General features: G+C 70.5%; 11 protein-coding genes and 2 pseudogenes. 12 read left to right on the forward strand and 1 reads right to left on the reverse strand.

Annotated features, from left to right (window positions below; translation table 11 throughout):
- Positions 1-32 precede the first annotated feature (32 nt).
- Positions 33-2,396, reverse strand: a complete 2,364-nt coding sequence (locus OJJOAM_RS01360; RefSeq protein ID WP_422648654.1) for a TonB-dependent receptor — start codon at positions 2,394-2,396, stop codon at positions 33-35.
- Between the two features lie 271 nt (positions 2,397-2,667).
- On the opposite strand from OJJOAM_RS01360, the gene OJJOAM_RS01365 reads away from it, so the two are divergent.
- The 12 genes and pseudogenes from OJJOAM_RS01365 to OJJOAM_RS01420 all read left to right on the forward strand — a co-directional run bounded on the left by OJJOAM_RS01365 (position 2,668) and on the right by OJJOAM_RS01420 (position 12,842).
- Positions 2,668-3,393 (forward strand): hypothetical protein, encoded by a 726-nt coding sequence (locus OJJOAM_RS01365; RefSeq protein WP_422648655.1) that lies wholly within the window; start codon positions 2,668-2,670, stop codon positions 3,391-3,393.
- Between the two features lie 22 nt (positions 3,394-3,415).
- Positions 3,416-3,856: pseudogene (locus OJJOAM_RS01370) on the forward strand (sensor histidine kinase); the annotation flags it as partial.
- A 46-nt stretch (positions 3,857-3,902) separates the two neighbouring features.
- Entirely contained in the window at positions 3,903-4,139 is a 237-nt protein-coding gene (locus OJJOAM_RS01375) for a hypothetical protein (RefSeq protein WP_422648656.1), read from the forward strand.
- A 33-nt stretch (positions 4,140-4,172) separates the two neighbouring features.
- Entirely contained in the window at positions 4,173-4,766 is a 594-nt protein-coding gene (locus OJJOAM_RS01380; RefSeq protein ID WP_422648657.1) for a response regulator, read from the forward strand.
- A gap of 309 nt (positions 4,767-5,075) precedes the next feature.
- Positions 5,076-6,596, forward strand: a complete 1,521-nt coding sequence (gene adh / locus OJJOAM_RS01385; RefSeq protein ID WP_422648658.1) for an aldehyde dehydrogenase — start codon at positions 5,076-5,078, stop codon at positions 6,594-6,596.
- A gap of 130 nt (positions 6,597-6,726) precedes the next feature.
- The gene (locus OJJOAM_RS01390; protein ID WP_422649457.1) at positions 6,727-7,137 is read left to right on the forward strand and encodes a DUF779 domain-containing protein; all 411 of its coding nucleotides are present in this window, start codon (positions 6,727-6,729) and stop codon (positions 7,135-7,137) included.
- A 23-nt stretch (positions 7,138-7,160) separates the two neighbouring features.
- On the forward strand, positions 7,161-8,177 hold the full coding sequence (locus OJJOAM_RS01395; RefSeq protein WP_422648659.1) for a tripartite tricarboxylate transporter substrate binding protein: 1,017 nt from the start codon (positions 7,161-7,163) through the stop codon (positions 8,175-8,177).
- 23 nt (positions 8,178-8,200) lie between these two features.
- Positions 8,201-8,977, forward strand: coding sequence for an ABC transporter ATP-binding protein (locus OJJOAM_RS01400; RefSeq protein WP_422649458.1), 777 nt, complete (start codon positions 8,201-8,203; stop codon positions 8,975-8,977).
- The gene (locus OJJOAM_RS01405) at positions 8,974-9,990 is read left to right on the forward strand and encodes a PQQ-dependent catabolism-associated beta-propeller protein (RefSeq protein ID WP_422648660.1); all 1,017 of its coding nucleotides are present in this window, start codon (positions 8,974-8,976) and stop codon (positions 9,988-9,990) included. Before OJJOAM_RS01400 ends, OJJOAM_RS01405 begins: the two co-directional genes overlap by 4 nt.
- Before the next feature lie 332 nt (positions 9,991-10,322).
- Positions 10,323-11,210, forward strand: a complete 888-nt coding sequence (locus OJJOAM_RS01410; RefSeq protein ID WP_422648661.1) for a branched-chain amino acid ABC transporter substrate-binding protein — start codon at positions 10,323-10,325, stop codon at positions 11,208-11,210.
- A gap of 12 nt (positions 11,211-11,222) precedes the next feature.
- Positions 11,223-12,047 carry an ABC transporter permease gene (locus OJJOAM_RS01415; protein ID WP_422648662.1) on the forward strand — a complete coding sequence of 275 codons (825 nt, stop codon included), beginning with the start codon at positions 11,223-11,225 and terminating at the stop codon, positions 12,045-12,047.
- A gap of 11 nt (positions 12,048-12,058) precedes the next feature.
- Positions 12,059-12,842, forward strand: a pseudogene (locus OJJOAM_RS01420) (quinoprotein dehydrogenase-associated SoxYZ-like carrier).
- Positions 12,843-12,861 lie beyond the last annotated feature (19 nt).

Raw genomic sequence — 12,861 nt, forward strand, 5'->3', positions numbered from 1 at the left:
GCCCCGCGCCGGCCGCCTCCCCCCTGTCCGCGCTACATCCGGTACCGCAGCCCGACGAACATGCTGCGCGGCGCCCCAGGGGCGATGAAGCGCGACGTCGCCGCATCCTGCGGCGCCACGTGCGGCTGCACCAGCCGTCCGTCCGGCAGGATGTTCTCGGCCAGCTGACCGTAGCTGGCGTAGCGGCGGTCGAAGAGATTGTCGATGCGCGCATACAACTCGAGCTGCTTGCTGACCCGGTAGCTGGCCCGCAGGTTGACGGTGGCATAGCCGGCGGTATCCCAGCGCCGCGCATCCGGCGCCCTGCCCGGCCGCGGATCGCTGGCCAGGCCGTCCTCGTTGCCGCTGATCACGCTGGACGACACCGCCAGCACGTCGGCGCCCACCGCGAACGACGGCGTCACGCGCCAGTCGGCGCCGAACTTCAGCGTATGCCGTGGCAATCCGGCCAGCCGCATGCCGGGCCGGACGTCGATGGTGCGCTCGCCGGCCAGGATGCGGCCATGGGCCTGGTAGGTGGCCTGCAGATAGCTGTAGCCGAGCCGCAGCGTGACGGCATCGAGGCGCCAGTTGGCCAGCAGGTCCAGGCCCTGGTGGCGGGTGCGATCGAAGTTCGAGAAATACCCCTGCTGGCTGTTCGGCGCGCGCAGGAACAGGATGTCGTCGCGATTGTCGGTGCGGTAGGCCGCGCCCGACAGCTCGAAGTCGCGCGACGGCCGCCACCGCCCGCCGACCTCGTAGGTGCGGGACACCACCTGCTTCAGATACGGGTCGGCCTGCAGGCCGGCGGGCAAGCGGCATGGCTGGGCCGGATCGGCGCAGCCCAGCTCGATCACGGTCGGCACGCGGTTGCTCTGCGCGGCGCTGGCGAACAGCGTCAGGCCGGCCCCGACCTGCTGGGTCACGCCGATGGCGGGATTGAGCTTGCTGTAGGTGAAGCGCTCCGTCGGCTTGTCGCTGCCGTCGCTGTCGATCAGCGTGCTGGTGACCTTCAGCCGATTCCAGCGTGCCGACAGGTTCAGATGGGTGCTCGGCGTCAGCGCCCAAAGGTCGGCCAGATAAAGCCCGATCGCGCGCGACTTGCCATGGGCGCCAGAGAACAGCTCGACGTCGGACCCCGGCGCGGCGGTCACGCCCCGGTCGGCACTGAGCAGCGCCTCCTGCTCGTACTGCGCGTAACGCACGCGGTTGGCATCGAACGTCATTCCCATGTTGATGCGGTGCGCGCCCAGCTCCCTGGCCAGGCTCAGCGCAACGCCCTGCCCTCGCTGGCGGGTGTGGGTGGTGTTCAGCACGGCCGGATGCAACCCGGCACCCTGCTCTCGTGTCAGGCCGCAGTCGTCGTCGACCGGCGAGCCGTCGGGATGGAAACCATCCTCGCAGGCCTCCGCGTACTCGGCATAGTCTTCGCTGACGTCGCCGTTGACGGTATCGCGCCGGCTGTGGCGGACATAGGCCATCGCGGAGATGCGGGTCTTGTCGTCCAGCCAGTGGCTGCCGTTGAGCATGACCTGCGTGACGCGGTTGCGGGTCTGGTCCGGATAGGTGAACACCGCGCGCCGGTTGGCCGCGTACAGGTCTGGCACCGTGGCGCCGCCGTCGAGCCGATAGTCCGGTACCAGGCCGTTGCCGACCAGCCGGCTGCGGCCGTGCAGCAGCGATACGTCCCATTCGGTCGACCCGCTGCTGCGGCCCGCCTTCAGGAACAGGTTGCCGAGCCGCCCATCGGAATGGTCGCGCCAGCCGTTCTCCTTGAACAGCGTGCCGGCGATGAAGCCGTGCCAGCCGTCCTCGCTACGGGCGCCGAAGGACAGATCGGCCCGCTTGCGGGCGCCGCTGCCGTAGGACAGGTCGGCGCCGAAGCCCTGCGAGGTGAGACCGGATTTGGTGGTCAGCGCAAGCGCGCCGCCGAGCGTGTTCAGGCCGTAGGCGGGGTTTGAGCCCGACACCAGCGCGATATTGTCGAGCGCGGCTTCGGGAATCATGTCCCAGTTCACCACGTCGCCGAACGGTTCGTTGACGCGAACCCCGTCCAGATAGACCGACAGGCCCTGCGGCACGCCGAGGATCGACGAAGCGCGAAAGCCCCGGTAGGTCACGTCGGCCTGGAACGGGCTGCCCTGGATCTCGTTGACATTGACGCCGGCCAGATTGCGGCTCAGGTATTCGACCAGATTGCCCGCACGCGGGCCCGTCGCCGCCTCGCCGTCGTCGCTCTGCACCGAATAGGGCAAGGCATCGCGTTCCACGCCGATGCCGGGCAGCGGCGCGGCGGCGACGATGGTGACGGTCGGCAGCGAACTGTCCTGTTGTGACACAGTGCTGCCCTGTTGTGCAACAGCGGGGCCGGCGCCGAACAGCGCGATCGCACAGGCCACGGCGATGGCGCTGGGCATGGGGGGACCCCGCGCGGCGCGCCGCGCCGGCCGCGCGCCGGCCGCCGGCGGCGGCACCGCTCCGGTTGGCTGACATCTTGCATCTCCTCCTGTTATCGAGCGGACCTCTGTCGGGCCGCACGATCCCGTCGAGCAGATTCCGTACCCCGAGAGCCGGGAAAAACTCCCGACCTGACGACAGGGCCGGGCTCGCCGTGCCGGGATCGCGCGCCACGCAACCACGCCACCAGAGCGCACGGGCCGCCTCGACGAACACGAGGAGACCCTAGCCATGCCCCTGTCCCGCCACCTGCTGCTTCGGGCTGCGCCGATCGCGCTGCTCAGCCTGATCGTCGCCACGCTGTTCGCGCTGGCCACCGCCGCCGGCGATATCCGCAACGAACGGCGCGGCGCCGACGCGACGGCCAGGATGTTTCGCCATCTAGCGGGACTGCAGGCGCACCATGCCGAGGCCCGCGACGGACATTTGCGCGCCCTGCGGGACATTGCGGCCTCCGGCGCGCTGCGCCATCTGCGGCTGACACTGCGGGACGATCGCGGCGTGGTCCTCGTCCCGCAGGCCGGGACCGCCGCCGAAGCGCCCGCCGAGCCGGCCGCGTCGTGGACCATCCCAGCGGCCGAGGGCGCCGCCTACCGCGTGGCGCTGGACTGGAATCCGCGCAGCGAGGAAAGCGAGGCGCTGAACGCGCTTCGCCGGCCAGCTCGCGACGTTGATGCTGTACAGCGCGCTGCTGTTCGCCGGCATCGCCTGGGCGACCCGACGGGCCCTGGCCCCGCTGCGCGGGATGCTCGCGGCAATCCGCCGATACGAGCGCGCCGAGTACGATGCGGCGCTGCCGGAGATCCGGATCGCCGAGCTCGATGCCATCCGCCGGGCGTTGCAGCAGCTCGCCGCGGCGCTGGCGCAGGCGGAGGCTTCCCGCCGCGCGCTGAGCCTGCGGCTGCTCGATGCGCAGGAGCACGAGCGGGCGCGCATCGCGCGCGAACTGCACGATGAGCTCGGTCAGACGTTGACCGCGATGCGGGCCGACGCCGCCTACCTGTCGCGCCGGCTGGCGCATGACGCCGGGCTGCGCGGCGTGGCCGACGGGCTGTCGCAGCATGGCGCGCGCATCCAGCAGGATGTCCGCTCGCTGCTGCATCGGCTGCGGCCCCATGGCACGCAGCCGGGCAACGGGCCGGTGCCGTTGGCCCGCATGCTGCATGACCTGCTGCAAGGGTGGCGCGCGCAGCCGGACTCGCGCACGGACTTTCGCCTGGAGATCGAGCTCGGCGCGGTGGCGGTACCGCCGGCGCTGGCACTGGCGCTCTACCGCATGACGCAGGAGGCCCTGACCAACGCGGTACGGCACGCCGGCGCCGGAACGGTTCAGGCCCGCGTGGCCGCCAACGCCGCCGGCGACATCGTCTGGTGCGTGGAGGACGACGGCCGCGGCATCGCCGACCTCGGCGCCGCGCTCGAGGCCGGCTGCGGACTGGGCGGCATGCGGGAACGGGTGTGGGCCCATGGGGGGCGAGCTGGAGCTGGGCGCCTCGCGGCCCGGCGAAACGCGGCCGGGGCTGAAGCTGCTTGCGTGTTTCCCTGGCGCGCTGTCGGCGGCGCCTGCCGCCGTCGCGACGATTTCGATGGGTGCAGCGGTGGCGGCCGTTGCGGCGGTACATGCGCCAGACATCACGACCGGCGCCGGCGCGCCCAGGCACGGCCCCGGCCACGGCCACGGCTGCCTGCCGGAGCTGGCCTGATGATGCCGCTGCGCGTCGTACTCGCCGACGACCATGCCGTCGTGCGGACCGGCTACCGCCGCCTGCTGGAGCTGGACGAGCGCCTGCAGGTCGTCGGGGGAGTTCGCCGACGGCGATGCCGCCTATCTCTGGCTCAGCCGCCACCCTGCCGACGTGCTGGTGCTGGACCTGTCGATGCCGGGCCGCGGCGGGCTCGAAGTGCTGCGCTGCCTGAAGGCGCGCGTGCCCGCCCTGCGCGTGCTGGTCTTCAGCATGCACGACAGCCCCGCCATCGTCGCGCAGGCGCTGCGCGCGGGAGCGGACGGCTATCTGACCAAGAGCAGCGCACCGGACCTGCTGGTCGACGCGGTGCATCGCGTCGCGGCCGGCGAGCGGCCGCTGTCGGACGATATCGCTGGCCTCGCCGGCGAGGGAGACCCGAAGGCGCTGCCGCACATGCGCCTGTCGCCGCGCGAGTTCGATCTGTTCCGCTTGCTGGTGCGCGGCATCGCGCTCGAGGACATCGCCGCGCAGCTCTACCTGAGCACCAAGACGATCGCCAATTACCAGACGCTGATCCGCAAGAAGCTGGGACTGGCCAACGTCGTCGAGATGTACCGCTATGCGCGCGAGCACGGCCTTGACTGAAGGCAGAACCGCCGACCGCGGGATCGTTGGCCATGGACCCTTGGTCGCGGACCGCTGATCGCCGGCCGCAGTGCGATTGCTCCATTTCGGGACACCGGGGACAGACCCGCGATTAGCGACGCAACAGTGCGGGCGCGCATCACGGGCGAACCATGCCGAAAAGCGGCGCCCGGCAAATGGCACGCTCCTTGCGCTGAGGGAAGTGGACTGGCCGGACACCCGGTCGCCAAGACAGCAGCGCAACCGCAAGACAAACGCAAACAAACGCAAGACAAACGCAAGACAGACGATTCGTCAGGAGACACCACCATGAACCATGCGGAACTGAAATTCCTCGATATCGAATTCCCGTACAAGGCGTCCTACGACAACTTCATCGGCGGCAAGTGGGTGCCGCCGCAATCGGAACAGTACTTCGACAACCTGTCGCCCGTCACCGGCCAGGCGTTCTGCAAGATCGCCCGCTCCAATGCCGACGATATCGAACTGGCGCTGGACGCCGCGCATGCGGCCAAGGTGGCGTGGGCCCGCACCTCGCCGGCCGAGCGCGCCAACGTGCTGAACCGCATTGCCGATCGCATGGAGGCCAACCTGAAGCGCCTCGCCGTCGCCGAGACCATCGACAACGGCAAGCCGCTGCGCGAGACCATGGCCGCGGACCTGCCGCTGGCGATCGATCATTTTCGCTATTTCGCCGGCGCGGTGCGCGCGCAGGAGGGCGGCATCTCGGAGATCGACCACGACACCATCGCCTACCACTTCCATGAGCCGCTGGGCGTGGTCGGCCAGATCATCCCGTGGAACTTCCCGCTGCTGATGGCGACGTGGAAGCTGGCGCCCGCGCTTGCCGCCGGCAACTGCGTCGTGCTCAAGCCCGCCGAGCAGACCCCGGCCTCGATCATGGTGCTGCTGGAGATCATCGGCGACCTGCTGCCGCCGGGCGTGCTCAACGTCGTCAATGGCTTCGGCCTCGAAGCCGGCAAGCCGCTGGCCTCGAACAAGCGCATCGCCAAGATCGCCTTCACCGGCGAGACCACCACCGGCCGGCTGATCATGCAATACGCCAGCCAGAACCTGATTCCGGTCACGCTGGAGCTCGGCGGCAAGAGCCCGAACATCTTCTTCGCCGACGTGCTCGACAAGGACGACGCCTTCTTCGACAAGGCGCTGGAAGGCTTCGCGATGTTCGCGCTGAACCAGGGCGAGGTCTGTACCTGCCCGTCGCGCGCGCTGATCCAGGAGTCGGTCTACGACCGCTTCATGGAGCGGGCCATCAAGCGCGTCGAGGCGATCAAGCAAGGCCATCCGCTGGACCGCAGCACGATGATCGGCGCGCAGGCCTCGCAGGAACAGCTCGAGAAGATCCTGTCGTACATCGACCTGGGCAAGCAGGAAGGCGCGCAGCTGCTGACCGGCGGCGAACGCGCGCAACTGGGCAATGGCCTGGAGAACGGCTACTACATCAAGCCGACCGTCTTCCGTGGCCACAACAAGATGCGCATCTTCCAGGAGGAGATCTTCGGGCCGGTGGTGTCGGTGACCACCTTCAAGACCGAGGAAGAGGCGCTCGAGATCGCCAACGACACGCTGTATGGCCTCGGCGCCGGCGTGTGGACGCGCGACGGCACGCGGGCCTACCGCTTCGGCCGCGCGATCCAGGCGGGCCGCGTGTGGACCAACTGCTATCACGCCTACCCGGCTCACGCGGCGTTCGGCGGCTACAAGCAATCGGGCATCGGACGCGAGAACCACAAGATGATGCTGGACCACTACCAGCAGACCAAGAACCTGCTGGTCAGCTACAGCCCGAACGCGCTCGGCTTCTTCTGACCGACGGGCCTGGCAACGGCCGTCGCCCTAGCCAGGCCGGATCCTGGCGTCCTGTTCCGCCGCAAGCGGCAGGGACGCCGGGCTCCCGGCTTCGCGCGGACGACGGCATCTTTGTGGATTCCGACCATGCATACCCCCCTGCCCCCCACGCGTGATCGCCACCGACGCCGCGCTCGCGCTGATCGCGCAGCTGACCGGTGACCACGGCCCCATCCTGTTCCACCAGTCCGGCGGCTGCTGCGACGGCAGCGCGCCGATGTGTTTTCCGCGCGGCGAGTTCCTGGTCGGCGGCAGCGACATCAAGCTCGGCGAGATCGGCGGCGCACCGTTCTACATGAGCGAATCGCAATTCGAATACTGGCGGCACACGCAGTTGATCATCGACGTGGTGCCCGGCAACGGCGGCATGTTCTCGATCGAACGGGCCACCGGCATGCGCTTCCTGACCCGTTCGCGGCTGTTCACCGACGAGGAATCCGACCGTCTCGCCGCGGTACCGCCGGAGCGGGCGACCGTCGACTATCCCGACCTCGCCGCGTGATGGCGCCCGCGCCGATCCTTCCGATGCCAGGGCGCCGCGCGCTGGCGATCGCGCTTGGCGCGCTGGCCGCGCGCGCGGCGCTGCCGGCCATGGCGGCTACGAGCGCCACGCCCGATGCGGGCGCCACTCCGGCCGCCGGTTACCCTGCGCATCCGCTGACGATGATCGTGCCCTGGCCCGCGGGCGGCGCCACCGACCTGTCGATGCGGGTATTGGCCGAACTGGCCGGGCAGGAACTCGGCCAGCCGGTGGTGGTCGAGAATCGCGCCGGCGCCGGGGGTGCCCTGGTCGGCGCGCTGCTTGCCGCGGCGAAGCCGGACGGCTACACCATCGGCCAGTTGCCGGTGACCGTCTACCGGCTGCCGCACCAGCAGAAGACGACATGGCAGCCGCTGCGCGATATCCAGCCGGTGGTGATGATCTCCGGCTATACCTTCGGCGTGGTGGTGCCGGCCGACAGCCCGTTCCGCAGCTTCGGCGACCTGGTCGCCTGGGGACAGGCCCATCCCGGCGCGCTGACGGTGGGCTCCTCCGGCATCGGCACCACGCCGCATCTGGCGCTCGAGGACGTGCTCGGCCGCAACCGCGTCCGCTATCTGCATGTGCCCTACCGCGGCATCGCCGACCAGATGCTGGCGATCGCCGGCGGCGCGTTGATGGCGGGCGTCAGCGCGACCGGCTTCGCGCCCTATGTCGACAGCGGGCGCCTGCGGCTGCTGGCCCTGTTCAGCGAACACCGCTCGCCACGCTGGCCCGATGTGCCGACCATGAAGGAGCTTGGCTATCCCGACGCGGTCCACAACTCGCCCTATGGGATCGGCGTGCCGCGGGGCACCGACCTGCACGTTGTGCGCCGGCTGCACGATGCCTTCGCCCGCGCCATGCGCCACCCCCGGCATCTGGCCGAACTGGCCAGGTACGACCAGGAACTGACCTATCTCGATACCGAGCGGTACGAGGCCTATCTGCGCGGCGTGTGGGCGCGCGAGCGCGAGTTCGCGCAACGGCTGGGCCTGGCCGCCGGCAAGGAGCCATCGTGATGAGCCCCACCCTGGCGGCGGCGATGCGGGCGGATGCCGAATCGAGCGAAGCAACTGGCGATACCGCCCCGGCGCTGCGCTGCGACGGACTGATCAAGCGCTTCGGCAGGCAGGCGGCGCTCGATGGCGTATCGCTGTCGGTGCGCCCCGGCGAATTCGTTGCGCTGCTGGGTCCAAACGGCGCTGGCAAAACCACGCTGTTCCAGATCCTGAGCGGGCTGTTCGTCGCGGATGCCGGCCGGGCCGAGGTGATGGGCGCCGACATGCGGGAGCATCCGGCCCGCGCGCTGGCCCGGCTCGGCATCGTCTTCCAGCAGCCGGCGATCGATCTGGACCTGTCGGTGCGCGACAACCTGCTGTTCCATGCCGACCTGCATGGCCTTGCCCGGCGGCAGTCCTTGCCGCGCATCGCCGCCTTGCTCGCGCACTTCGGGCTTGCCGAGCGCGAACGCGCGCCGGTGCGCGCGCTGTCGGGCGGCAACCGCCGCAAGGTCGAACTGGCCCGCGCGCTGCTGCACGAGCCGGCGCTGCTGCTGATGGACGAGGCGACGGTCGGACTCGATCCGGCCTCGCGCGCGCAGATCGTCGACGAGGCCCGCCGCCTTGCCGCCGAACAATCCACCGCGGTGCTGTGGGCCACGCACCTGGTCCAGGAGATCGCCGCCTGCGACCGCGTCGTCGTGCTGCACCGGGGCACGGTCCGCTTCGACGGCACGCCGGAGATGCTCTGCGCCGCCACCACGCAGCACGACCTCGAACGGGCCTTCCTGGCCCTGACCGCCTCGGAGGCATCGCCATGAGCCACCTGCCACCGGTGCCGCGTATCCGCTGGGTCGTCGGTGCCACCCTGGTCGCGACCGCCGTGCTGGTGCTGGCCGGCTGGTCGGAGACGGCATACCCCGCCGGCGGCGGCCAGGTCATCGTCTCCAGCGAGAAGGACGGCGGCCTGACGTTCTATGACGCGGCCAGCCGACAGGTGTCGGCGGTGCTGCCGCAGTGCCGCAGGCCGCGCCATCTGCAGCTGTCTCCCGACCGCACGCGGCTCTATGTCGCCTGCAGCGACGACGATCGCGTCGATGTGGTCGACGTCCGCACGCGCAAGACGCTGGCCGCGCTGCGCGTCGGCGACGACCCGGAAATGTTCGACCTGAGCCCGGACGGCAGGACGCTCTATGTCTCCAACGAGGAAGAGTCCCTGCTGACCGCGGTCGACACCGCGACCGGCCAGAAGCGCTTCTCGGTGGCGGTCGGCGATGAACCGGAGGGCGTCAAGGTCAGCGCCGACGGCAAGCGCGTCTATGTCGCCTCCGAAGTGGCCAATCTCGTCCATGTCATTGACGTGGACAGCCGCAAGATCGTTCGCCATATCCCCGTCGGCAACCGGCCGCGCCGCTTCGCGCTGTCGCCCGACGGCAAGGAGCTGTGGGTCAGCAACGAGCTCGCCGCCAGCGTGTCGATCATCCGCACCGACACGCTGCAGGTCGCGCACGTGCTGACCTTCGCACCGAAGGGGTTTCGTGCCGACGACGTGACGCCGGTGGGTCTGGCCCTGTCGCGCGACGGCAGGCGCGCCTATGTGGCCCTCGGGCGGGCCAACCATGTGGCGGTGGTCGATGTCGCCGCGCGGCGCGTGCTCGACTACGTGCTGGTCGGCCGTCGCGCCTGGGGGGTGGCGCTGACGCGCGGCGATGCGCTGCTGTACGTGACCAACGGCATGTCCGACGACGTCAGCGTGGTCGACACCGCGCGCGCCAAGGCGGTCGCGACGCTGAAGGCCGGCCGCGTACCGCATTCGGTGGCGATCGATGACTAGGCTCGCGTTGCTGCGTCCGCTCGCCGTGGGCGTGTTGCTGGCCGCCATTTCGACGGCTACGCAAGCCGCCGCGGCAACGGCTGTGGCAACCGCTGCGGGACGTGCCGGCGCGGCCGAGCTGCGCATCGGCGTCGTCAGCCTGGCCGGCGATCCGCGCTACGACCCCAGACGGCTGGAGCAGCGCTATCCGGGCCACCCCGAGGGCCGGCCCTTCGACGGCATGCGCGTCGCCGCGGCCGAATCCCGCCTTGCGCTCGAGGCCGCGGGGCTGACGCTGAAGCTCGAAGCCGCCGAAGCGCGCGACGCCGAGGGGGGCGGCACAGACGGCTGCCATGCTGGCGCGCCAGGGCATCCGCTACATCGTGCTGGACCTGCCCGCCGACGCCGTGCGCGCGGCGACCCGCGCGGTGAAGCCCGGCGAGGCCTTGCTGCTGAACGTCTCGTCCGACGACGACGCGCTGCGCGGGCAAGCCTGCGCGCCGCACCTGCTGCACACGCTGCCAAGCCGGCGCATGCAGGCCGACGCGCTGATGCAGGCGCTGGCCGCGCGCAAATGGCGCAAGGCGCTGCTGCTGACGGGCCCCGCGCCGGAGGATCGCGCGTGGCAGGCGCTCTATCTGCAGGCGGCCCGGCGGTTCGGGGTCGCCTGGGCCGCGCAACGCAACTTCCGTCTGTCGAACGATCCGCGCGAACGGGAGCTGGCCAACGTCCGGCTGCTGACGGGCGGGCCGGATCACGACGTCGTGGTGGTCGCCGATGCCGACGGCGAGTTCGCGCGCACGGTGCCGTACGCCACGCAGCTGCCGCGGCCGGTAGCGGGCGCCAATGGCCTGACCGCGATGGCGTGGCACCGCGGCTGGGAGCGCCACGGCGGCCCGCAATTGAACCGGCGCTTCCTCAAGGCGGCCGGCAGGCCGATGAGCGGGCACGACTGGGCCGGCTGGGTCGCGGTCAAGGCTGTGGTCGAAGCGGCCACGCGCGCGCCGAAGGCGCCGTTTGCCGAGCAGGCCCGGAGCCTGGTCTCCGGCGATGTCGTCGTCGATGGCTTCAAGGGCCCGCGCCTAAGTTTCCGGCCCTGGGACGGGCAGCTGCGCCAGCCGGTGTTTCTCGCGCATCCCGACGGCGTGGCGGCGGTCGCCCCGCTCGACGGCTTCCTGCATCCCAGGAACAACCTCGACACGCTGGGCGCGGACGCGCCCGAGACCGCGTGCCGCCGCTGACAGCCTGCCGCCATGACGACCTCCATCTCTCCCCTGCTGCATCGCTGGCGCGCGCTGCGCGCGGTCGCGGGCCGCGAACTGCGCAAGTTCCTGCGCCAGCCCGGCCGCCTGATCTCGTCGCTGGTGCGGCCGCTGCTGTGGTTCCTGGTATTCGGCGCGGGCTTCCAGAACGTGTTCGGCGTCGCCATCATTCCGCCCTACGACACCTATGTCGAATACAAGGTCTATCTGACCCCCGGCCTGCTGGCGATGATCGCGCTGTTCAACGGCATGCAATCCTCGCTGGCGATGGTCTACGACCGCGAAATGGGCGTGATGCGGCTGCTGCTGACGGCGCCGCTGCCGCGGACCTGGTTGCTGGCGTGCAAGCTCGCGGCCGGTGCGCTGCTGTCGCTGCTGCAGATGGCGGCGTTCCTGCTGGTGGCCGTGCTGTTCGATGTGCCGATCGCGTATGCGGCGCTGCCGATGCTGTTCGCGGCGATGACGCTGGCCGCGCTGATGCTCGGCGCGCTCGGCCTCGCGCTGTCGGTGCATGTGCGGCAGCTGGAGAACTTCGCCGGCATGATGAACTTCGTGATCTTCCCGATGTTCTTCATCAGCACGGCGCTGTATCCGCTGTGGAAGCTCGAGGAATCCGGCGCCGAGCCGATCCACCAGCTGGCGCGGATCAACCCCTTCACGCATGCGGTCGAGGCGATCCGCTTCGCGCTGTACGGGCAGGCGGCCTGGGGCAGCGTCGCGGTGGTGGCGGCCTGCGCCTGCCTGTTCTTCGGCGTGGCGCTGCTCGGCTACGACCCGCAGCGCGGCATGGCAAGGCCGCTGGGAAAACGGGCGTGAGGCCGCCTGTCGTGCCGCGCCGTCATGGCAGGCAAAGCCGTGCGTGGCTCGGGACGCTGCTGGCCCTGGCGTCGGCGCTGGCACATGCGGCCGACGATGCCGACCCGTTCGCCTCGCCGCAATGGCCCGCGCTGCGCGGCGAGATGCTGGACAACGCGCCCGTGGTGTTCGACGCGCGCGTGAAGGTTGTCGGTCCCGCCTTCGCCGAAGACGCGCTGAACGTGCCGATCGCCCTCGACGCCTCGGCGCTGGGCGAAGTGGACCGGATCGTGGTCGGGGTCGACCGCAACCCGATCCGCAAGGTGCTGGCGTTCACGCCGGGCAGGCTCAAGCCGGCGCTGTCGTTCCGCTTCAAGCTGGAACAGGGCTCCCCCGGTACGGGTCGCGGCGCGCACCCGCGATGGCGTCTGGCATGTCGGCGGCCTGCTGGTCGACGCCGCCGGCGGCGGCTGCACGGTGCCGGGCGTGACGCGCAAGGACGGCTCGTGGAGCGAGACGCTGAACCGGGTCGAGGCCCGGCGCTTTGCCGCGCTCGATGGCGGCGGCGGCCGGATCCGAGTCCGCGTGATGCATCCGATGGACACCGGCCTCGTGGCGGGCATTCCCGCCTTCCATATCGAGCAGCTGGCGCTCGTCGACGGCCGTCGCGAACCGCTCGGCACGCTCGAGCTGCACGAGCCCGTGTCGGAGAACCCGATCTTCTCCTTCGACCTGCGCGAGCCGGCGCCCCAGCCGCTGGCGGTGACCGGCCGCGACAACAACGGCAACCGTATCGACGCGCGGGTGCTGCCATGAGGCGCCTGTTGGCCGCGCT

It is taken from the genome of Cupriavidus sp. H18C1 (assembly GCF_049311595.1).
In the GTDB taxonomy this organism is placed as follows: Bacteria; Pseudomonadota; Gammaproteobacteria; order Burkholderiales; family Burkholderiaceae; genus Cupriavidus; species Cupriavidus cauae.

Bases quoted from the DNA above. Each gene is read 5' to 3' on its own strand.
- OJJOAM_RS01360 (WP_422648654.1), bottom strand. From the start codon at position 2,396: ATGCCCAGCGCCATCGCCGTGGCCTGTGCGATCGCGCTGTTCGGCGCC.
- OJJOAM_RS01365 (WP_422648655.1), top strand. From the start codon at position 2,668: ATGCCCCTGTCCCGCCACCTGCTGCTTCGGGCTGCGCCGATCGCGCTG.
- OJJOAM_RS01375 (WP_422648656.1), top strand. From the start codon at position 3,903: ATGGGGGGCGAGCTGGAGCTGGGCGCCTCGCGGCCCGGCGAAACGCGG.
- OJJOAM_RS01380 (WP_422648657.1), top strand. From the start codon at position 4,173: ATGCCGTCGTGCGGACCGGCTACCGCCGCCTGCTGGAGCTGGACGAGC.
- adh (WP_422648658.1), top strand. From the start codon at position 5,076: ATGAACCATGCGGAACTGAAATTCCTCGATATCGAATTCCCGTACAAG.
- OJJOAM_RS01395 (WP_422648659.1), top strand. From the start codon at position 7,161: ATGCCAGGGCGCCGCGCGCTGGCGATCGCGCTTGGCGCGCTGGCCGCG.
- OJJOAM_RS01400 (WP_422649458.1), top strand. From the start codon at position 8,201: ATGCGGGCGGATGCCGAATCGAGCGAAGCAACTGGCGATACCGCCCCG.
- OJJOAM_RS01405 (WP_422648660.1), top strand. From the start codon at position 8,974: ATGAGCCACCTGCCACCGGTGCCGCGTATCCGCTGGGTCGTCGGTGCC.
- OJJOAM_RS01410 (WP_422648661.1), top strand. From the start codon at position 10,323: ATGCTGGCGCGCCAGGGCATCCGCTACATCGTGCTGGACCTGCCCGCC.
- OJJOAM_RS01415 (WP_422648662.1), top strand. From the start codon at position 11,223: ATGACGACCTCCATCTCTCCCCTGCTGCATCGCTGGCGCGCGCTGCGC.